Genomic DNA, 20,635 nt, shown 5'->3' with positions numbered 1-20,635 from the left:
GGCGAAAGACTCCTAGTCGATGACGGGCGGGACGATCTGGCGCTGGCCCGGGGCCCACGTCTCCTCGTCCTCGGTCAAGTAGTCGGGGCGACGGCGCGACGACCGCCGCTCCTCCTGGCCGGGCTCGGTGGAGCCGGGCGGGCGGACGAGGCCGGTGCCTCCCGGTGTGAACGCGGAGCGCCCACTGGCACCGGACGCGCCCGGAGCCCCTACGGTTCCGCCTGGCTGAACGGCCAGACGGCGGCCGACGGCGTTACCCGTGCCTCCGCCCGGCGCTCCCTGCATGCCGGCACCGGGGCCGTGCATGCCTCCCGCGCCGCGCGGGATCTGACTGCCGCGCTCCTCGCCCACGACGGGGCCCATGGGCAGCCTCGGGGTGGCCAGGCCAGGACGACCGGGCACCTGACGGCCGCCCGTGATGCCCTCCACCGCGCGGGGCGGAGTGCCAAAGGGGCCGGTCGGGCCGGTCAGACCGGGACGCAGGGGCCCTGTCGAACCCATCGGCCCCGGGGTGGCGGGGCGAAGGACCGGACCACCCGTCGTCTGAGGGCCGACCGGCGGCGCCATAGGCGGAAGGGCGACCGGCGGAGGCCCGCCCGTCGTCACCGGCGGCGTGTTGGGCGGCTGCACGGTCGGACGGGTCGGTGTCTCCGGTGTAATCGTCACGGAGTCGAGGTTCGTGTCGACCTGTGACTCCGGCGGCAGCGCCACGGGCGGCGTCGGCGGGAGGATCACCCGGTCGGGGAAGTCCTCGGTACGGGCCGGAGAGCGCTTGTCGGCGCTGCGGAGCGACGCGGAGTCGCCATGCGTCGTGCCCGTTCCGTCAGAGGAGGCATAGTTCCTCTCGCTCCCGCCCGTACCGTAGGCACGTTCACCCGCATCTCGCCGGAACTCGACGGGCTTGAAATCCGGCTCCCGCTCCGCCGCCATCCGGTTCCGCGTCGCGTCGTAGTACGACGACAGCCGCTCCAGCTGCTGGATCGCCTCCTGGAGCTTCGGGCCGGTCTCCGACTCGAGACGGGCCTTCTCCTTCTCCGGGTCGGCGAAGCACATGCCCGCCGGCTTCGGCACCGCCGACTTGGCCTCGGACAGCGCCTGGCCCGCGCGCTGCATCTCGCTGGACACGACGCTGGTGTAGTCGCCGAGCACCAGTGTCTCGGAGACCATCCCCGCGCCCCAGGTGCGGAAGGCGGTGGCTCCTTCACCCTCCCACTGGACGCGGCTGATGTACGACCGCAGGTCGGCGGCGATGTCGAGAATCTTCGGCACCGCTGCCGACAGAGCCTGGGCGGTGGAGGTGATCTCCTCCGGCTTGGCCGACGCGATCATCGCGTACAGGGCGTCCAGGGACTTCCCCTCGAACTCTCCTGCCATGTTGCTGCAACTCCCCCGTTAGCTGAATCCGCCGGAATCCCCGGTGCCGCCCGCGTCCTTGGCAGGCTGCTGCGGCTTGTCGTCGCCCTGGCCGCCGGCCTGGCCGTCGGTGCCGTTCCGCTTCTCGTACTCGTCCTGATGGCGCTTCTGGATCGCGGCGTAGCGCTCGCGCTCCTCTTCGTCCACCCCGGTGTAGCCCTTGTCGGCGATGTTGGCCGCGATGCCCATCGCCTCCAGCGTCTCGCCGAAAATCCTCGTCAGCTCTTCCAGCCTCGTCCGGACCTTCTCGTACGACGTGTGCAGTTCCGTCGCCGCGGCGAAACCCGTGCCGTACGACGCCGCCGTGACCTTCTGCTCGCCGATCTTCTTGTGCTCGGCGGGCGAGCCCTTCAGTTCCTCGACGAGCTTCTGCATGCGGGTGTAGAAGCTCTGGAGAGTGACCTCTCCGACCTCAAGACCCTGCTTGCCGCCCCCGATCGGCGCTTCCACCTCAGTGCCCCCTCGTCACGTGAACTCTTGAACCACTCTAGCCATTTGGTACGACAGTTCCAACTGCAAAGCGCTGTTCGTCGGGACCCGGCTCACCGTGCCGGGCCGTGGCGGCGTCGGCTGTCGCGGATCACCGTCGCGGTCCCGGCGACCACCGCCACCAGTACTCCACCGATGCCCAGGGCGTAGGTGGCCAGCCGTTCCGTCCGTTCCTGCGGCGTCTCCGTCAGGGCCAGGTGGGCCGGTTCGGGGGCCGGGGGCTTCGGAGGGCCGGGGTCCGCTTTCGGGGCCGACTGGCGGACGGCGCCGTCGGCGAGGGCGCGGACCGGGTCGACGACTCCCCAACCCACGTGGTTGTCACGGCCGTTGATGGACCGTACCGCCGTCTGCTCGATACGGGCGACGATCTCGGCCGCGGTCCAGTCCGTGTGCTTGGCGCGCAGCAGGGCCGCGACGCCGGCGACGTACGGGGCGGAGAAGCTGGTGCCGTTGTCGACGCACTGGCCGCCGCCGGGGACGGTGGAGACCATGTCGACGCCGGGGGCGGCGACGCCTACGAAGGCCCCCGACTGGGAGAACGCGGCCCGTTCGTTGTTGCGGTCGGAGGAGGCGACGGCGAGCACCCCGGGGAAGGCCGCGGGGTAGGTGTTCTTCTGTTTGCCGTCCATACCGTCGTTGCCCGCGGAGGCGACGACGACGATGTCCTTCGCGAGCGCGCGGGCGACGGCCTTGGCCATCGTCGACTCGAGGCTCAGCGGCTGGGTCGTGTCCTGCGAGATGTTGATCACGTGGGCGCCCTTGGCGACGGCGTGGTCGATCGCCTGCGCCATCGTGTCGGACTTGCCGCTGTTCTTCTCGTCGTTCTGGCGGATCGGGATGATCGTGGCCTCGGGCGCGAGCCCGACGAAGCCGGTCCCGGCGCGGGGGCGGGCGGCGATGATGCCGGCGACCTTGGTGCCGTGGCCGACCTCGTCGACCGTGCCGTCGGTCTTGCCGCGCTTGTCGTCGCCGGGGCTCGGGTTGTCCTTGTCGGGCTTCAGATAGTCCTTGCCCGCCTTGGCGTCCACCGCCGGCTTCAGCTGGGGGTTGACGTCGTCGACTCCGGTGTCGATGACCGCGACCCGGATGCCCTTGCCCTTGGTGTCCTGCCACAGCTCGTCCAGGAGCACCCGCTGGAGCGACCAGGGAATGCCCTCGATCTGCTTCTTCATGGGGAAGGTGCACTCGCCGCTGCCGTCGAGGCGAGGACCGTCCACGGCCGGGCGGGGAGAACCGTCCCCGGCCGCGCGGGCAGGACCGGCGTCCGCGGCGTGGGCCGTCGCGGGGGGCAGGGCCAGCAGGCCCGTCAGGGCGGTGGCGGTGAGGAGGGCCGCCTTCCGGTACCGGTACGTCACCACTGCCACTCCCCTACGAACCCTGCGGCTGACGGGCGCTGTTGGTGTCGAGTCGCGGCCCCTTGGACAGGAACTCGGACCACGCGATCGGGACGAGGACCGGTGTGACCTTCTCGTAGCCCAGACGCGTCTGCGCCTCGCTCGGTTCCGGGCGGCCGTCGGTCTGCTTCTGCTGGTCGCCGGTGCCGATGTCGGAGCGGGCGGCGTCGCTGTCGCCGTTGGCCTGGACCGCGTAGCGCAGTCCGGTGTCGGTGACGAGGAAGAGGGAACCGTCGGGCCGGGTCTGGTTGCCCTGGACCTGGGTGTAGAGGAGGCCGCTGCCGGGCGTCACGTACGTGCTGGTGCCGCCGGCGGTGATCTCGGCCGGGTACTTCGTGCCCGCCCAGGTGGTGAGGGTGGTGGCGCCCTTGTCGTCCACGCTGTTGAGGACGCTGCACACGGTGTCGCGGGCGCCCGCGCCGCTGACGGCGTTGACCTGGGTGGACTTGCGGGACGGCCAGCGGTACTGGGCGCCGAAGGTGGTGGCGTCCGGGGTGAGGGAGGCAGCGTCGACCGCGGTGGCCTTGCCGTCCATGTCGAGGGTGTCGGTCTGCGGGGAGTTGATCAGCAGCCAGGCGGCGAACTCGGAGACCGGCTGCGCCTTGCCCGGCATGACGACGTAGTGCTGCGGCCCCGAGCCGGTCTGCGCCAGCAGGACCATGCCGACCCGGTCCTCGGTCCTGCTCAGCCCGCCGCCGAGGCCCGCCGGGTCGCCGACCTTGCCGGCGATCCGCGGGAACTCCAGGGGGCTGCCGGTGTGCAGGGTGGCGAGCCAGTCGTCGGTGACGGACTGGGGTTCCTTGTGGAGGCCGACGAGTGCGGTGGTGAGGCCGGCCGACTCGTCGGGCGTCCCCGGCACCAGGTACTTCGTACCGGTGTGGTCGATGAGGTAACGCGCGCTGTCCTTCTGCCCCTTGACGTACATGACCTGGCCGTCGGCGAGCTTCTGGCCCGCGCCCTCGGTGCGGGCGAAGTCGCGCTGGGAGAAGACGAAGGTGGCCTTCTGGACGCTGGAGCCCGCGCCGCCGCCGGGCTGTTCGCAGACGGCCCAGCGCTTGGGGGTCCCGGCCTCGCCCGCGGCGGGCAGCCGGTCGGGGGCGTAGGGGATGCCGAGGATGGGTCCGCGCGGCGGGTTGCCCTTGTCGAGCGTCGCGTCGTCGACCTGGATGACGGAGAACTTCTGCGGGGTGAGGAGCAGCCGGGCCGAGGCGAGGTTGAGGACGGGGTGCAGCAGCGTCTTCCTGTTCTTGCCCTTGCCGGTGGAGAGCACGACATAGCGGGTGGTCGACTGCTTGCCGACGATCACCTTGGTGCCGGGTTCGTCCCAGCCCTTGGGCGCCTTGGGGCTGAACATGCCCCAGGCGCCGAACCCCGCCAGCACCAGCGCGCCGATGACGAGGCCGGGGACGACCGCGCGCAGCGGCTTCGGCGCTCCCTCCTCCGTCCCCGAGGGAGAAGGTTGGAGGAATGCGGCCACCGTGCGCTTCTTCGCAAAGGTGTACGCGTTGAGCTCATCCCGCCGTGATGCCATGAGTCCCCATTTATTCGTCAGACGCAGTCTTCACACGAGAGCCCGGGGAGCATGGCACCCGGGCTCCGGCTGTCGGACCGGCCCCCTACTATGCCTGCTGTCCGGTGGCGCTTGTGGGGCGGGTAGGGTGATCCAGCCGCCAAAGCCCTGGCGGGCCAGGGTGATCGGGACGAATTGGGGGGATTCTCCATGATGGCATCCGCGACGCGGACGCGGCACGCGGCGGCCGCGGCCCCCGCCCCCGTCCCGGGGCACGCGGCGAGCGGAACGCCCGCCGCCGCCTCGGTCTCGCCACGGCTCCAGGCGCGGCCCGGACACTTCGGATCGTTCCGATTGCAACAGCTCGTCCTGATCGAGGTCGCGGCGGCGCTGCTGCTCGTGGCCTGGGTCGTCGAGCCGTTGCTCCTGGTCCCCGCCGGTGTGGTCGCCGCGCTGCTCGTGCTGCTCGCGGTGGTGCGCCGGCACCGCCGTTCGATGCCGGAGTGGCTGGGCACCTTCCTCGCCCTGCGCGCGCGGGCCCGGCGGGCCGCCTCGTTCGTCGTGCCGGAGGGCACCGAGCCGGGTCTCGCGCCGCTGGTGGAGTGCGATCCGGCGCTGCGGACGTACGCGTACAGCGACCGGGACCGGCGTCCGGTGGGCCTGATCGGGGACGGCACCTTCCTCACGGTGCTGGTGCGGGTCGAGTCGGAGGCGACGGCGCTGCGTCCGGACCGCTCGGCGCGGCCGCTGCCGGTGGCGCTGATACGGGACGTGCTGGAGGTGGACGGCATCCGGCTGGAGTCGGCGCAGATCGTCCAGCACACCCAGCCGGCGCCCGCCCCTCACCTGCCCGCGCAGTCGATGGCGGCCCGCAACTACGGTCCCCTGCAGGCGCAGACCGGCTCCCCGGCGCTCCGTATCACCTGGATCGCGCTGAAGCTGGACCCCGAGCTGTGCCCGGAGGCGGTCGCCGCGCGCGGTGGCGGCATGGAGGGCGCGCAGAAGTGTGTGGTGCGGGCGGCGGACCAGCTGGCGAGCCGGCTGGCGGGCGCCGGGTTCAAGGCGACGGTCCTCACCGAGCAGGAGCTGACGGCGGCGATCGCCACGTCGTCATGCGCGAGCCCGATGGCCATCGCGCAGGCCGGCCGTGGGCAGGCGCAGGCGCGCCGCACCCAGGAGACGGCCCGGACGTGGCGGGTGGACGACCGGCGGCACACGACCTACTGGGTGGGGCGCTGGCCCCAGCTGGGCGGCGGGGGCGCGGGCGCGTCGATGCCGCAGCTGGTCGCCCTGCTGACCTCGCTGCCCGCCCTGGCGACGACGTTCAGTCTCACGCTGAGCGGTGGTGACCGGCAGGAGGTGACGGTGGCCGGGCACGTACGCATCACCGGGCGCAGCGACGAGGAGCTGGTGGCCGCCCGGCACGAACTGGAGCGCGCGGCGCGCGGGGTACGGACCGGCCTTGTGCGGCTGGACCGCGAACAGGTGCCGGGGATGCTGGCCTCGCTGCCGCTGGGAGGTGCGCGCTGATGTCCCTGACGAAGCCTCGGTTCGGGTTCGGTCTCATCGGGCCGCGCCGCGACCGTCACGCGGTGCCGCTGGAACAGCTGGGCGCCCTGGGTCTGCCGGTCGGTGACGACGGCATGGTCATCGGCGTGGACGCCGAGGGCCGCCCCGCGGTGCTGGGCATCAACCGCCCCACTCCGTACGACGTGACGCTCATCGGCGGCCTGTGGACGGCGCAGGTGATGGCGCTGCGCGCCGCGGCGACGGGGGCGCGGGTCGCCGTGGAGACGGGCCGGGCGCCCGCGTGGACGGCGCTGGCGCAGGCCGCGGGCGGCGGTCAGCCGTGCATCACGCTGCATGACGTCGGGCGGGTCCCGCCGCAGGGCGCCTCGGCCGGCAGCCCGGTGGTCGTGGTGCGGGACTGCGGGATGCGGCCGCCGCGCGGCCGGGTGGTGTCGGGGCCGTGGCAGTCGGTGGTGACGCTGCTGCCGTACCTGAGCCCGGTGGCGCCGCGTCTGCTGGAGAAGTCCTCGCTGGTCGGTGTGCAGCGGGTGTCCCCGGACGAGGCCGTGCAGATCGGCCGCATCATGGGGCTGCCGCGCGGGGAGTCGGAGGCGCTGTCGACGCTCGCCGACGGTGTGACGCTCTGGTGCACGGCGGGCGACCGGCAGTTCGTCATGACGCAGGCGACGGACGCCGAGACCGGATTGTTGGGCAGCGCCCGACGCATGGACTGACCCCGGCCGGATCCGCACGACTTCTTCACGTACGTCCGTCTTCTTGCCCATGTTCCTCACCGTTCGGCCATCCCGAGGCTCACTCCGCGATGTGGGGAGGTCACATGGGGGCGGGACGTGACCTGCGGGTGGGCGGGGGCGGGACTCCGCCCTGCCCCATCGACTCTGTTGGCGATTAGGGTGGGAAGGCCCGCCCACGACGGCACACGGGTGCGCGACCACACCAGGAGGCAAAGTGAACGGCGATCGGGACGAGATCCGCGGGGGCTGGAATCCGCCCGTCGACGATCAGTCCGACGCGGATCCCGCCGAGATGACGGGTGAGTTCACCATCGACTACACCCCTCCGGCGTGGTACACGCAGAACGCGTCGGGCAGCGGAGGTGCGGCGGGCGCGGCCCCGCCGCCGCCCACCGGGGCGCCGGTCGCGGTGCCGCGGATCCCTTCCGGCAGCGGTTACGAGTCGCAGTGGTCGCCGGCGCCGGCTCCGTCCACGCCTCCGGTGGCTCCGCACGCTCCCGTTCCGGCCCAGGGCCAGGACCAGGACCAGGACCAGAATCAGGACCAGGCGTCGACTCCGTCCCCGGCTCAGGCCCCTGCCCCTGCCCCTGCCCCTGCCCCTGCCCAGGTTCAGCCCCCGGCTCAGGCTCCGGCGGACGGCGGCTCGTTCGGGAACGGGGATCTGGAGAGCGGCGCGACGATGCGTTTCTCCCCCGCCTCGCTGAAGCGTGAGATGGCGGAGATCGCCGACCGCGCGGAGAAGGCCCGCGCCGAGGAGAACACCTCCCCGGGCCCGTCGGCGGAGGGCGGGGCGCCCGTCCCGCCGCCCGCGGCCGAGGCGTCCACCGCTTCCGACGCCGCCTCGGCGCGGCCCACGGAGGAGAACCCCGCTCCGGCGGGCTCCCCGGTGGACTCCCCGATGGTGGCCGCCACCCCTGGCGCCGCCTCCGAGAGCGGCACGGACGCCGCCGCGGGGGGCCTCGACACGACGGCCCCCGCCGAGGCGTCCGGCGTGCCGGAGCAGCCCACCGAGGGTGACGGCCCCGAGGCCGCCGCCGAGGACGAGCGGACCGCCGCGTCCGCCGACGACGAGGCCGCCCCGGCCGCCGCCGGGCCCGCGCCCGAAGAGCCGGGCAGCTCCGACCACTCCGCCCCGGCCGAGGCGCCCACCGCCGCACCGCAGGACGCCGTCCCCACCACCGCCGACGCCGCCCCTTCGGCCGAGCCCGCGGCCCCGCAGGACGGTGCTCCCGCCGCGCCCGCCGCCGCGCCCGAGCGGTGGAGCCCCGGCGCCGCCCCGCAGGGCGCGGGCGCCGGACTGCCGCCGCTGCCGCCGTCGTTCCAGCCCGCGGCGCCCACGGCCGCGCCGCAGTGGCCCGCACCGCCGGAGGGCGGTGCCGTGCCGCCCGCCGCGCCCCTGCCGGCCGCCGCGTCCTGGCCCCCTCCGACGACGCCGGGTGCCCCGGCGCCCGTACCGCCGCAGGCCGCGCCCGGCGGGTACGGCTTCCCGCACCCCGGCGCCCAGCCCCTGCCCGCGCCGGCTCCCGCGCCCGTGCCCCAGCAGGCCTCGGCGCCGGACCCCAACGCGTCGGTGCCTCCGGGCGGTTACGGCTTCCCGCCGCCCGGCCCGGGACAGCAGCCCGGCACACCCGCGGCCCCGGCTCCGGCTCCCGCCGGTTACGGCTTCCCGCACCCCGGGACCGCCCAGCAGGCCGGCACCGCCCCGGCGCCCCAGGGCGGTTACGGCTTCCCGCCGCCCGGCCCGGGACAGCAGCCCGGCACACCCGCGGCCCCCGCTCCGGCCCCGGCCGGCTACGGTTTCCCGCACCCCGCCGCGGCCCAGCAGCAGCCCGGCGCCCCCACGGCCCCCGCTCCGGCCCCCGCTCCGGCCCCCGCCGGCTACGGCTTCCCGCATCCGGGGGCCCAGCCCGGGCCCGGGCAGATGCCGCCGGCCGCGCAGCAACCGGCCGCGCACCAGGCGCCCCCGCAGCAGGCGACGCAGCAGCCGTCCGTACCCCACCAGTCGGGTCAGCCGCAGCCGGATCAGCAGGGCCACGGCCCGCAGCCGCCGGTGGACCCGCGGACCGGGGCGGCCTGGCCCACCGCGGTCACGCACGACCAGCGCGAGCGTTCCGTGCCGGGCGCCCCGCTCGGGTACAACGCCGCCGTGGAGCTCTCCTCCGACCGGCTGCTGCGCAACAACAAGCAGAAGGCCAAGTCGAGCCGGACGCCCGGTGCCGCCTCCCGCTTCAAGCTCGGCGGCAAGAAGGAGGAGGCCGAGCGGCAGCGCAAGCTCGACCTGATCCGTACGCCGGTCCTGTCCTGCTACCGCATCGCGGTCATCTCCCTCAAGGGCGGTGTCGGCAAGACCACGACGACCACCGCGCTGGGTGCGACGCTCGCCACCGAGCGGCAGGACAAGATCCTGGCCATCGACGCCAACCCGGACGCCGGCACGCTCGGCCGCCGGGTGCGGCGCGAGACCGGGGCCACCATCCGTGACCTCGTGCAGGCGATCCCGTACCTGCATTCGTACATGGACATCCGCCGCTTCACCTCGCAGGCGCCCTCCGGCCTCGAGATCATCGCCAACGACGTGGACCCGGCCGTCTCCACGACGTTCAACGACGAGGACTACCGCCGGGCGATCGACGTCCTGGGCAAGCAGTACCCGATCATCCTCACCGACTCGGGCACCGGCCTCCTCTACAGCGCGATGCGCGGTGTGCTCGACCTCGCCGACCAGCTGATCATCATCTCGACGCCCTCCGTCGACGGCGCCTCCAGCGCCTCGACCACGCTCGACTGGCTCTCCGCCCACGGGTACGCGGAGCTGGTGCAGCGCTCGATCACGGTGATCTCGGGGGTCCGCGAGACCGGCAAGATGATCAAGGTCGACGACATCGTGCAGCACTTCCAGACCCGCTGCCGCGGTGTCGTCGTGGTGCCGTTCGACGAGCACCTGGCGGCGGGCGCCGAGGTCGACCTCGACATGATGCGGCCGAAGACCCGCGAGGCGTACTTCCACCTGTCCGCGATGGTCGCCGAGGACTTCGTCCGGGCGCAGCAGGCGCAGGGGCTGTGGACCGGTGACCCCCAGGGCGGCATGCCGCCGCACATGGCCCCGCCGATGCCGGGTCAGCCGCAGCCGTATGCGCAGCAGGTGCCGCAGCCGGGGGCGCCCGTCCCGGGGCAGCCGTACGCGCCCCAGGCTCCGCAGCCGGGACAGCCGTACGGCGCCCAGCCGGGCCACCCCGGACAGCCGTACGGCGCCCAGCCGGACGGGCACGGACAACCGGGGGCACACGGGCAGCCGGGACTGCCGTACGCCCAGCAGGGGCCGGCGCAGCCGTACGCCCCGCAGCAGCCCTACCCGCAGCAGCCGGGCGGGCAGGCTCCGCACCCCGCGCAGCAGCCCGGCGTGCCCCAGGGCTGGCAGCAGCAGCCTCCGGTGGCGGCGCAGCCGGGGGCCGAGGTGCCGGACGGTCAGGTCCCGCCGGCCGGGTGGCAGCAGCAGCCTCCGCAGGCGCCCCCGCAGGCGCCGCCAGCCCCTCAGCAGTAAGGCGTCAGAGGTTTGGACCAATGAGGCTCCGCATCGGCTCTCCGGTGCGGAGCCTCTTCGCATTCCCGCAGTACACAAGGGGTTTGAGTCATCGTTGACGCCGCTCGGCCACGCTGATAGACCTTCGCTTCACCAGTTGGCGCCCAAAGATCCACGACGCGAGGTCACGTCCATGGTCATGGTCACGAAGGTTCCGCCCCGCCCGGTAGCCCCCCGCCGACGCCCCAGACCTCCCCGGCTCCGCCGGCTCCTCCTCGCCGCCGGCGTCGCCGCCACCGTGCTCGCCGTCCCGCCGGCAGCCGCCCAGGCCGCCCCGCCCGCCGCGGACGATCCGAAGGCCGGCGGCACCACGCTCACCCTGGCGGTCTCGCAGAGCGTCGACTCCCTGAGCCCGTTCCTCGCCCAGAAGCTCGTCTCGACCACCGTCCACCGGCTGGCCTACGAGTACCTCGTCAACTACGACGCGAAGGACGCCACGCCCATCCCGGGCTTCGCGACCGCGTGGAAGTCCTCGCCCGACAAGCTGACCTGGACGTACACCATCCGTACGGACTCGAAGTGGTCCGACGGGAAGCCGGCGACGGCGGAGGACGCCGCCTGGACCTTCACCACGATGATGACCGACGAGAACGCCGCCACCGCGAACGGCAGCTTCACGTCCAACTTCAAGAAGGTCACGGCCCCCGACCCGCGGACGCTCGTCATCGAGCTGAAGAAGCCGCAGGCGACGATGACGGCGCTCGACGTGCCGATCGTGCCCAAGCACGTCTGGGAGAAGGTCGGGGACTTCTCGACGTTCAACAACGACAAGAAGTTCCCGATCGTCGGCAACGGCCCCTTCGTCATCACCGACTACAAGGTCGACCAGTACATCAAGCTGAAGCCGAACAAGGGCTTCTGGCGGGGTGCGCCGAAGTTCGACGAGCTTGTCCTGAAGTACTACAAGGACGGTGACGCGGCCGTCGCCGCGCTCCAGAAGGGCGAGGTGTCCTTCGTACCGAACCTGACGCCCGCTCAGGCCGCGGCGCTGAAGTCGGCGAAGAACATCAAGGTGAACGACGCTCCCGGTCGCCGCTTCTTCGCGCTGGCCACCAACCCCGGGGCGCGGGCGAAGGACGGGAAGACCTTCGGCAACGGCCACAAGGCGCTCCTCGACCCGGCCGTCCGCAAGGCGCTGTTCCTGGCCGTAGACCGCACGACGATCGTCGACAAGGTCTTCCAGGGACACGCCGTCGAGGGCGAGGGGTACATCCCGCCGCGCTTCGGGCAGTACTTCTGGAAGCCCGCGGCCGGGCAGCGGCTCGGCTACGACCCGGCGAAGGCGGCGCTCCTCCTCGACCGGGCCGGGTACCGGAAGAACGCCGACGGCAAGCGGGTCGGCAAGGACGGCAGGCCGCTGGACTTCCGCATCCTGTGCCACGCCACCGACCCCAACGACAAGGCGGTCGGGAAGTACCTCCAGGAGTGGTGGGGCGCGCTCGGCATCGGGCTGAAGGTGGAGTGCCTCGACAACGTCGGCGACCCGTGGACGAAGGGAGACTACGACCTCGCCTTCGACGGCTGGTCGGTCAACCCGGACCCGGACTACGTCCTGTCGATCCACACCTGCGGCACGCTGCCCGCCACGCCGAAGGACACCGGGGCCACCGACAACTTCATCTGCGACCCGCGGTTCGACGCGCTCTACGCGCGGCAGTCGGCGGAGTACGACGCCGCCAAGCGGGCGGATCTGGTCAAGGAGATGCAGTCACGGCTGTACGACACCGGGTACATGAACGTCATGGCGTATCCGAACGCCCTCGAGGCGTACCGCACCGACCAGATCGCGTCCCTCACGACCATGCCGGAGGCCGCCGGCAATCTCTGGGGGCAGGACGGCTACTGGAGCTGGTGGTCGGCCGTGCCGGCCTCCACAACGGCCGGTGCCGAGGGCTCGGAGGCGGGCTCCTCGACCACGCTCTGGCTGGTCCTCGGCCCGGCGGCGCTCGTCCTTGTCGCCGTCGGCGTCTGGGCCGGCGTCCGGCGCCGTGCCACCGCCGACGACCGCGAGTAGCGGCGTGACGACGGCAGGCGCCCCCGCCGACGTGGCGCGGACCGTACCGGTCCGCGCCGCGGAGGGCGGTTCCCGCACCGGTTCCGCCCTCGGCTATCTCCGTCACGCGGCGGGCAAGCTGGGCGGCGCGCTCATCTCGCTGCTCGCCGTGCTCGTCACCAGCTTCTTCCTCTTCCGGATCATCCCCGGTGACCCGGTCAAGGCGATGACGCACGGCGTACCGACGTCGGCCGAACAACTGGCGACTCTGCGCCGGCAGTTCGGGCTCGATCTGCCGCTGTGGCAGCAGTTCACGGAGTACTGCGCCAAGGCGCTGAGCGGCGACCTGGGGACCTCGTACCAGTTCCACGCCCCGGTCGGCGAGCTGATCGTCCAGAAGCTGCCCGCGACGCTGCTGCTGACGGGCGTGGCGGTCACGCTCTACTCCGCGCTCGGGCTCTGGCTGGGCACCCGCTCCGCGTGGAACCACGGCCGGCTCGGCGACAAGCTGAACACCGGCCTGGCGCTGACCCTCTGGTCGGTGCCGTCCTTCTGGCTCGGCCTGCTGCTGATCATCGTGTTCTCGGTCGGCGTCGGCCCGCTCCCGGGGCTCTTCCCGACCGGCGGCATGGAATCCGGCACGGGCGAAACCGGCTTCGCGTACGTCCTTGACGTCGCCCACCACATGGTGCTGCCGGTCCTCACCCTGGTCGCGGTCGGCTACGCCCAGACGCTGCTGGTGATGCGCTCCTCGCTCCTCGACGAGATGGGCGGGGACTATCTGACGACGGCCCGGGCGAAGGGGCTGCGCGACGACGCCGTGCGCCGTCGGCACGCCGTGCCGAACGCCCTGCTGCCGACCGTCACCATGGTCTTCATCAACCTCGGCCATGTGGTGGCCGGCTCGATCCTGGTCGAGACGGTGTTCTCCTGGCCGGGTCTGGGAGGGCTGTTCTACCAGGCGCTCAGCGTGCCCGACCTGCCGCTGGTGCAGGGCCTGTTCGTGGTGTTCGCGGGGGCGATGATCGTGGCGAACCTCGTCGCCGACCTGCTCTATCCGCTGCTCGACCCCCGGGTGGGCCGATGACGACCTCCGTCCCTTCTCTGACCTGGGCGCGGCGGCGGAACGCCGTGTCCCGCTTCTGGCGGCAGTACCGCGGCCACCGCGCCGGGCTCTACGGCCTGGCGGGGCTCGCCCTGATCGCGGCCCTGGCCCTCCTCGCGCCGCTGACGGTCGGCGCCGACGTGCAGTCGGTGACGAACGCGCCGGGCACGGCCATGGAATCGCCGAGCGCCGCGTTCCCGCTCGGGACGGACCAGTTCGGGCGCTCGCTGCTCGGGCTGCTGGTCTGGGGGGCGAGGATCTCGCTCCTCGTCGGGCTGCTGGCGGCGGCGCTCTCGGTCGCCATCGGCACGGTGGTCGGCATCGTCGCGGGCCACTACGGCGGCTGGTTCTCGACGGTGGTCATGCGGATCACCGACTGGTTCCTGGTGATGCCGACGCTCGTCCTGGCGATCGTGCTGGCGACGGTGATGTCCCGGTCGATGTGGACGGTGGTCCTGGCGATCGGGGTGACGAGCTGGCCGACGACCGCCCGGCTGGTGCGCGCGCAGACCATCGCGGTGGAGTCCCGCCCGTACATCGAGCGGGCCCGGGCGCTGGGCGGCGGGCACGGGCACGTCATGAGCCGGCACGTGCTGCCCAACGTGATGCCGCTGGTGCTGGCGCAGACCACGCTCGGGATCTCGACGGCGATCCTGACGGAGGCGACGCTGGCTTTCCTGGGGCTGGGCGATCCGACCGTGGTGTCGTGGGGCGGCATGCTGCAGGACGCGCGGGAGGCGGGCGCGGTCTCGTCCGGCCACTGGTGGTACCTGGCCCCGCCGGGTGTCGCGATCGCGCTGGTCGCGCTGGCCTTCACGCTGTGCGGCCGGGCGATCGAGTCCGTACTCAACCCGAAGCTGGGGGTGGGGCGTTGAGCCTGCTGGAGATCCGCGATCTGAGGGTGACGTACGGGTCGGGGGCGTCCGCGGTCCCCGCCGTCCGGGGGGTCGACCTGTCGCTGGCCGCCGGGCGGAAGCTGGGGGTGGCGGGCGAGTCGGGGTGCGGGAAGTCGACGATGGCGCTCGCGCTGCTGCGTCTGCTGCCGCCGTCGGCGCGGCTGACGGGCGAGGTCCTGCTCGACGGCGAGGACGTCCTGACCATGCGGTGGGGCCGGCTGCGGGCGGTGCGGTGGGCGGGGGCGTCGATCGTCTTCCAGGGCGCGATGCACTCGTTGAACGCGGTGCGGCGGATCGGCGAGCAGATCGCCGAGCCGATGCTGGTGCACGGGCGCGCGACGCCGGCGGCGGCGCGGACGCGGGCCGGTGGGCTGCTGGAGCAGGTGGGACTGCCGGCGGCGCGGGCGGCCGCGTACCCGCACGAGCTGTCCGGCGGGCAGCGCCAGCGGGTGATGATCGCGATGGCGTTGGCCTGCGATCCCCGGCTGATCGTGGCGGACGAGCCGACGACCGCGCTGGACGTGATGATCCAGGCGCAGATCCTGCGGCTGATCGGGCGGCTCGTCGACGACGAGGACATCGGCCTGCTGATGATCAGTCACGATCTGGCGGTGCTCGCCGACACCTGCGACCGGCTCGCGGTGATGTACGCCGGCCGGGTGGTGGAGGAGGGCCCGGCGCGGTCGGTGTACGACGCGGCCGAGCATCCGTACGGGCGGGCGCTGTCCTCGGCGTTTCCGAGGATCGGCGACCCGGCGTCGCGGCGGGCGCCGCGCGGGCTGCCGGGCGATCCCCCCGATCCGGCGGAGCTGCCGGGCGGGTGCGCGTTCCATCCGCGCTGCCCGGTGGCGGTGGAGGTGTGCGGGGAGCGGGACCAGGAACTGCGGGAGGCGGGCGCGGAGCGCCGGGCCGCCTGCGTGCACGTCGGGAGTGGCTCATGAAACCGCTGAAGCCGGACACGTCGCCGCTGGAGTCCTCGCCGTCGGGGGCGGTGCCGCTCCAGGAGGCCGCGGCGGGCCCTGAGGCCGGGGCGGCCACGGTCCCTGAGGCCGGGGCGGGCCTGGCTCCGGAGGCGGCCGGATCGCGTCCGCTGCTCTCCGCGCGCGGGCTGCGGATCGTCTTCCCCGGGCGGCGCGGCGGGCCGGCCGCGCGGGCCGTGGACGGGGTGGACCTGGACATCGGCGCGGGCGAGATCGTGGCGCTGGTCGGCGAGTCGGGGTGCGGCAAGACGACGCTGGCCCGGTCGCTGCTCGGCCTGGTGCGGCCCACGGCCGGGACGATCGAATTCGCCGGTGAGCCGCTGTCGTACGGCTCCCGCGCCCTGAGGGCGTACCGGAAGCGGGCCCAGCTGGTCCTACAGGATCCGAGCGGTTCGCTGAATCCGCGTCACACGGTGTACGACGCGGTGGCGGAGGGGCTGCGGATCCACCGGTACGGCGGGGACGAACGGGCCGCCGTCGCCGAGGCGCTCGCGCGGGCCGGGCTGCGGCCGCCGGAGCGCTTCTTCCTGCGCTATCCGCACGAGCTGTCGGGCGGGCAGCGGCAGCGGGTCGTCATCGCGGGGGCGCTGGTGCTGGAGCCCGAGCTGATCGTGGCCGACGAGCCGGTGGCCTCCCTGGACGCGTCGGTACGCGGGGAGATCCTGGCGCTGCTGCTTCGGCTGCGGGACGAGCTGGGCCTCTCGGCGCTGGTCGTGACGCATGACCTGGGCCTCGCGTGGAACATCGCGGACCGGGTGGCGGTGATGTATCTGGGGCGGATCGTGGAGACCGGCTCGGTGGAGTCGGTCCTGACCGCGCCGAGGCATCCGTACACCCGGGCGCTGCTGTCGGTGCTCCCGGAGTCCGGGGGCGAACCGGTGGTGCTGACCGGCGAACCCCCGGACCCCTCCCGGATCCCGTCCGGCTGCCGCTTCCACGCCCGCTGCCAGGTCCTCGCCTCGGGCGAGGCCTCCCCGGTCGCCGACCGCTGCCGCACGGAGGACCTCCCGGTCCTGCCCGGCGGCGGCGGTGGACGCCGGGTGGCGTGCCACTGGGTGACGAGCCAGGGCCCGCCGGAGGACTGACCCCCGGCCGCCGGGCGGGCCGGGAGGCGCGCCGGACGGAGGGGTGTTCCGGCGGGCGGGGCCGTACGGGATCGCTCCCGCGGGCGGTCGGGCGGGGGCTTACGGCTGGGTCGGCTTCTGGTTCGCGGGGGCGACCGGCCGGGACGGGGCGTCAGGCTGGGAAGCCGGACCGGTGGGCCGCCCGCCGGCGGGGGCGTCGGGCTGGGAGCCCGGACCGCTCGGCCGCCCACCCGCGGGAGCGTCAGGCTGAGAAGCCGGACCGCTCGGCCGCCCACCCGCGGGAGCGGCAGGCTGAGAAGCCGGACCGCTCGGCCGCCCACCCGCAGGGGCATCGGGCTGGGAAGCCGAGCCGGTCGGCCGCCCGCCCGCAGGGGCGTCGGGCTTGGACGTGCTCTCCCCCGCCGCCGCGGGAAGCGTTTCGCAGGAGCTGATGGACGTGCGCGTGGAGACCGACTTCACGAGGCAGGTGTCCTTGCCGACGCCGGCGTCCACGGTCCCCCAGTGCTCGCCGACGACCAGGGTCGCGCCGCCCGGGCCGCTGATCCTGTCGTCGCCGGGGCCGGCCTGGATCAGGCCGCCCGACTCCGGGCCGAGGGCCTGGGCCTCGATGGTGTCGTTCTCGCTGCCGCCGAGGACGCGTCCGGAGAAGTCGATGATCCCGGTCCGGATGGTGTCGACGCCGTCGTTGCCGGTGACGATCCCACCGCCGCGGTTGAAGGTGCCGGGGGCGCCGGACACCGAGCCGGTGGTGATCCTGTCGTCGCCGTCGTCGCCGTGGACGATCGCGCCGAGCCGCGCCCCGTCGCCGCGCACGCTGGCCACGCGGATGACGTCGTTGCCGCGGTTGCCCCGGACCATGCTGAAGGTGGTCTGGGGAACCAGGTGCTTGGTGCGGATGGTGTCGTCGCCCTCGCCGCCGGTCACGGCGGAGTCGATGACCAGGCCGCGGACCTCGATGGTGTCGTCGCCCCCGCCGCCCGAGACGGTGACGCCGTTCAGGTCGCTGTCGCAGAGGATGTCGTCGCCCCGCGGGGTGCCGTCGACCTGGTCCCCGGCCGGGGCGGGGACGCCGTTCACCCAGCACTGGTGCATGGGGACGCGGCCCTGGTGCGGTGCCGACGCCTGCGCGGGCGCTCCGGCCACGGACACGGCGACGACGCCCGCGAGCAGCGCGGTCATCGCGGCGGGACCGCGGACGGCCTTGCGGAGGGGCGACGGGGTGACGTCGGACATGGCGTGGGTCTCCTTCGCGGAAGGACGGGACGGGCAACGGGGGAACGCGCGGTGCCAGGGCCAGGGCCCGCGAGCCGGCATGCTCCGGACACGACCTAGGTGGCCGGGACGGCCGCGGGGCGCGCCGCGGGCGGGTGGCCGATGATCCGGCGGGCGTTGAGGTCGGATTCCAGGGAGGGCGCGGGGGGCCTGGTCCACCGTCCGAGGCACATCTCCGCGGTGATGCCGGGGCCGAAGCCGGCCATGATGCCGCGGGCTCCCTCGGACAGGCCGCCTTCGTCGAAGAGCCGGCGCGCCGCGTCCAGGACGACGGCGCTGGCGATGTTGCCGTACTCCGTGAGGGTGGCCCGGCTGAACCGGAAGGCGTCCGGCGGGACTTCGAGGAAGTGGCTGAGGTCGTCCAGGATCCTCGGGCCGCCCGCGTGGATGAGGTAGAAGTCCAGGTCGCCGGCGTCCCAGCCGTGCGTACCGGCGATCTCCCGCAGCGCCGGGGCCAGCGGCTCCATGGTGGTCGGCACCCGCTTGTCGAGGAGGAAGTGGAAGCCGGTGGATCGGACGCTGTACGCGATCCAGTCCTCGGTGTCGGGGACCAGGTAGGAGGTGTTGCGCTCCAGGGCGATCCCGGTGCCGCCGCGGCCTCGTACGACCGCCGAGGCGACCGCGTCGCCGAAGAGACCGTTGCAGAGCAGCGAGCCCACGTCGAGGTCGGTGGGCTGGTAGCAGAGCGAGCAGAACTCGCAGGAGACGATCAGGACGTTGGCGTCCGGGTACGCGAGGCAGAAGTCGTGGGCCCGGTTGACGGCTGCGCCGCCGGCCGCGCAGCCGAGCTGGGCGATGGGCAGCTGCCGGGTGTTGCCGGGAAAGCCCATGGTGTTGATCAGCCAGGCCGTGAGCGAGGGCATCATGAACCCCGTGCACGACACGTAGACGATCATGTCGATGTCGGCGGGGCGCAGCTCGGCGTTGCGCAGGGCCTCCTGGACGACGCTCGGGACGCGGGCCTTCGCCTCGATCTCGTAGCGCTCGTTGCGTTCCTGGAAGCCGGGGTGTTCCAGGGTCGCCTCGATGGGCTGGACGAGGTGCCGCTGGGCGACGCCGGTGTTCTCGATCAGCCGGAGCGCCAGCGGGAGTTGGGGGTGATCGGCATGACGCGAGCGGGCGAGGTCGAGCGTCTCCTCCCTTGTGATCACGTACTCGGGCACGGCCACCGCGGGCTTGCACAGAGTCACCACGAGACTCGCTCCTTTGCAGGTCTACCGAACTGCCGCCACACTCGCCCGGGGCGTGCGGCCCCGCAACCGCGCGGGCCGCCGAAATCTCACGGAGCGTCACCCGACCGGCCTCCCCGGGCAGCCGGCCCACCGGCCCGTCCTCCGTTCAGGGGGCTGTGGGCGCGCGGCGTATCGGCGCCTCCCGCACCCGGGAACAGCCTCCCCATGACCCCCTCCGAATCGGCGGCCGCGGTACGGCCGGTACGCACCTGGGCGGTCGACGACCTGCCCGCGCTGGACTTCGACCCCCTGCTGACCGAACTCCTCACCGAGGAGCCGGTGGCCCGCATCCGTCTGCCCTTCGCCGCCGACAACGAGGCGTGGCTCGTCACCCGGTACGAGGACGTCCGCCTGGTCACCTCCGACCCGCGGTTCAGCCGGACGGCTCTGCTCGACCGCGAGGTGACCGGCATGACCGGCCACATGGTGGCCTCCAAGGCGGCCTTGAACTACGCCGATCCGCCGTACCACACGCAGCTGCGCAAGGCTGTGACCAGGACGTTCACCGGGCAGAGCACCCGTCGGCTGCGTCCGGCGGCGCAGGCGACGGCGGACCGGCTGCTCGACGGCATGGAGGAGACTGGCCGGCCCGCCGACCTGATGAGGCATCTGCACGGGCCGCTGCCGATGGCCGTGGTCTGCGATCTGCTCGGCATCCCCGACGAGGACCGCGCGCAGCTGGCCTCCTGGCCCGATCTGATCCTGTCCTCGGGCCCCGGCCCGGAGAGCAGCAGGGCGGCCAAGGCGCAGATCCGCGGCTACGTCACCCGGCTGCTCGAACAGCGGCGCGCGGAGCCGCGGGACGACCTCGCGGGGGAGCTCGCGGAGGCCCTCGGCGAGGGGCGGATCAGCGAGGACGAGGCCGTGTCGCTGGCCATGGCGATCCTGATCAGCGGCGCGCACGCCGTCCGCAACAACAGCGCCAACATGGTGTGGCTGCTGCTCACCCGTCCGGAGCTGATGGCGCGTCTGCGGGCGGAGCCGGAGCTGCTCCCCCGGGCGGTGGACGAGCTGCTGCGCTGGATCCCGCACCGCAACGGCGTGGGGCTGCCGCGGATCGCGACCGAGGACGTGGAGGTCGGAGGCGTGCTGATCCGGGCGGGTGAGGCGGTGTACGCGTCGTACCTCGCCGCGAACCGGGACCCGGAGGTCTTCGCGGACCCGCACGACGTCGACTTCGACCGGACGGGCACCGGTCATCTGTCCTTCGGGCACGGCCCACACCACTGCATGGGCGCCATGCTCACGCGGATGGAGTCGGAGGTGATGCTGGAGACGCTGCTGCGGCGCTATCCGGAGCTGCGCCTCGCGGGGGCGCCGGAGGAGACGGTGTGGCAGGTGAAGGGGCTGATCCGCGGCCCGAAGGAGCTGATGGTCACCTGGTGACGGCGGGCGGGGGCCCGATCGGCCGTCCCGCGCCGG

15 protein-coding genes are annotated in these 20,635 nt (G+C 73.3%); 9 read left to right on the top strand and 6 right to left on the bottom strand.

Translation table 11 applies throughout. From position 1 onward, the window contains the following. Window positions 1-12 precede the first annotated feature (12 nt). From ACZ6RC_RS24060 to eccB, 4 genes are all read right to left on the bottom strand, one after another. Window positions 13-1,374, bottom strand: coding sequence for a WXG100 family type VII secretion target (locus ACZ6RC_RS24060; RefSeq protein WP_469586682.1), 1,362 nt, complete (start codon window positions 1,372-1,374; stop codon window positions 13-15). A gap of 18 nt (window positions 1,375-1,392) precedes the next feature. Further along, entirely contained in the window at window positions 1,393-1,863 is a 471-nt protein-coding gene (locus ACZ6RC_RS24055) for a hypothetical protein (RefSeq protein WP_469586680.1), read from the bottom strand. Window positions 1,864-1,955: 92 nt separating this feature from the next. After that, entirely contained in the window at window positions 1,956-3,257 is a 1,302-nt protein-coding gene (mycP, locus tag ACZ6RC_RS24050; protein ID WP_469586676.1) for a type VII secretion-associated serine protease mycosin, read from the bottom strand. Between the two features lie 13 nt (window positions 3,258-3,270). Then, on the bottom strand, window positions 3,271-4,827 hold the full coding sequence (eccB, locus tag ACZ6RC_RS24045; protein WP_391138656.1) for a type VII secretion protein EccB: 1,557 nt from the start codon (window positions 4,825-4,827) through the stop codon (window positions 3,271-3,273). A gap of 192 nt (window positions 4,828-5,019) precedes the next feature. Here eccB and eccE point away from each other — a divergent pair, with 192 nt between their 5' ends. The 8 genes from eccE (at window position 5,020) to ACZ6RC_RS24005 (ending at window position 16,709) form a co-directional block, all read left to right on the top strand. After that, on the top strand, window positions 5,020-6,336 hold the full coding sequence (gene eccE / locus ACZ6RC_RS24040) for a type VII secretion protein EccE (protein WP_391139641.1): 1,317 nt from the start codon (window positions 5,020-5,022) through the stop codon (window positions 6,334-6,336). Next, entirely contained in the window at window positions 6,336-7,049 is a 714-nt protein-coding gene (locus ACZ6RC_RS24035) for a hypothetical protein (protein ID WP_469586674.1), read from the top strand. The genes eccE and ACZ6RC_RS24035 overlap by 1 nt, the downstream gene beginning before the upstream one ends. 235 nt (window positions 7,050-7,284) lie before the next feature. Continuing rightward, window positions 7,285-10,611 carry an SCO5717 family growth-regulating ATPase gene (locus ACZ6RC_RS24030; protein WP_469586671.1) on the top strand — a complete coding sequence of 1,109 codons (3,327 nt, stop codon included), beginning with the start codon at window positions 7,285-7,287 and terminating at the stop codon, window positions 10,609-10,611. A 178-nt stretch (window positions 10,612-10,789) separates the two neighbouring features. Then, window positions 10,790-12,664: an ABC transporter substrate-binding protein gene (locus ACZ6RC_RS24025; protein WP_469586778.1), complete on the top strand. Its 1,875-nt coding sequence runs from the start codon at window positions 10,790-10,792 to the stop codon at window positions 12,662-12,664. Between the two features lie 4 nt (window positions 12,665-12,668). Then, window positions 12,669-13,730, top strand: a complete 1,062-nt coding sequence (locus tag ACZ6RC_RS24020) for an ABC transporter permease (RefSeq protein ID WP_469586667.1) — start codon at window positions 12,669-12,671, stop codon at window positions 13,728-13,730. After that, window positions 13,727-14,623, top strand: coding sequence for an ABC transporter permease (locus ACZ6RC_RS24015; protein WP_391138664.1), 897 nt, complete (start codon window positions 13,727-13,729; stop codon window positions 14,621-14,623). The genes ACZ6RC_RS24020 and ACZ6RC_RS24015 overlap by 4 nt, the downstream gene beginning before the upstream one ends. After that, the gene (locus ACZ6RC_RS24010) at window positions 14,620-15,585 is read left to right on the top strand and encodes an ABC transporter ATP-binding protein (protein ID WP_391138666.1); all 966 of its coding nucleotides are present in this window, start codon (window positions 14,620-14,622) and stop codon (window positions 15,583-15,585) included. The genes ACZ6RC_RS24015 and ACZ6RC_RS24010 overlap by 4 nt, the downstream gene beginning before the upstream one ends. After that, a complete protein-coding gene (locus tag ACZ6RC_RS24005; RefSeq protein WP_391138668.1) occupies window positions 15,582-16,709 on the top strand; it encodes an oligopeptide/dipeptide ABC transporter ATP-binding protein in 1,128 nt (375 codons plus the stop codon). Before ACZ6RC_RS24010 ends, ACZ6RC_RS24005 begins: the two co-directional genes overlap by 4 nt. A 99-nt stretch (window positions 16,710-16,808) precedes the next feature. On the opposite strand, the gene ACZ6RC_RS24000 is transcribed toward ACZ6RC_RS24005, so the two are convergent. Beyond that, the gene (locus ACZ6RC_RS24000; RefSeq protein ID WP_469586662.1) at window positions 16,809-17,942 is read right to left on the bottom strand and encodes a hypothetical protein; all 1,134 of its coding nucleotides are present in this window, start codon (window positions 17,940-17,942) and stop codon (window positions 16,809-16,811) included. A 95-nt stretch (window positions 17,943-18,037) separates the two neighbouring features. Further along, window positions 18,038-19,174 (bottom strand): type III polyketide synthase, encoded by a 1,137-nt coding sequence (locus ACZ6RC_RS23995; RefSeq protein WP_469586659.1) that lies wholly within the window; start codon window positions 19,172-19,174, stop codon window positions 18,038-18,040. A 204-nt stretch (window positions 19,175-19,378) separates the two neighbouring features. On the opposite strand from ACZ6RC_RS23995, the gene ACZ6RC_RS23990 reads away from it, so the two are divergent. Then, on the top strand, window positions 19,379-20,599 hold the full coding sequence (locus ACZ6RC_RS23990) for a cytochrome P450 (protein WP_469586656.1): 1,221 nt from the start codon (window positions 19,379-19,381) through the stop codon (window positions 20,597-20,599). Window positions 20,600-20,635 lie beyond the last annotated feature (36 nt).

The organism is Streptomyces sp. NPDC048353 (assembly GCF_055587165.1).
This window is presented reverse-complemented; position numbering and strand designations above follow the sequence as displayed.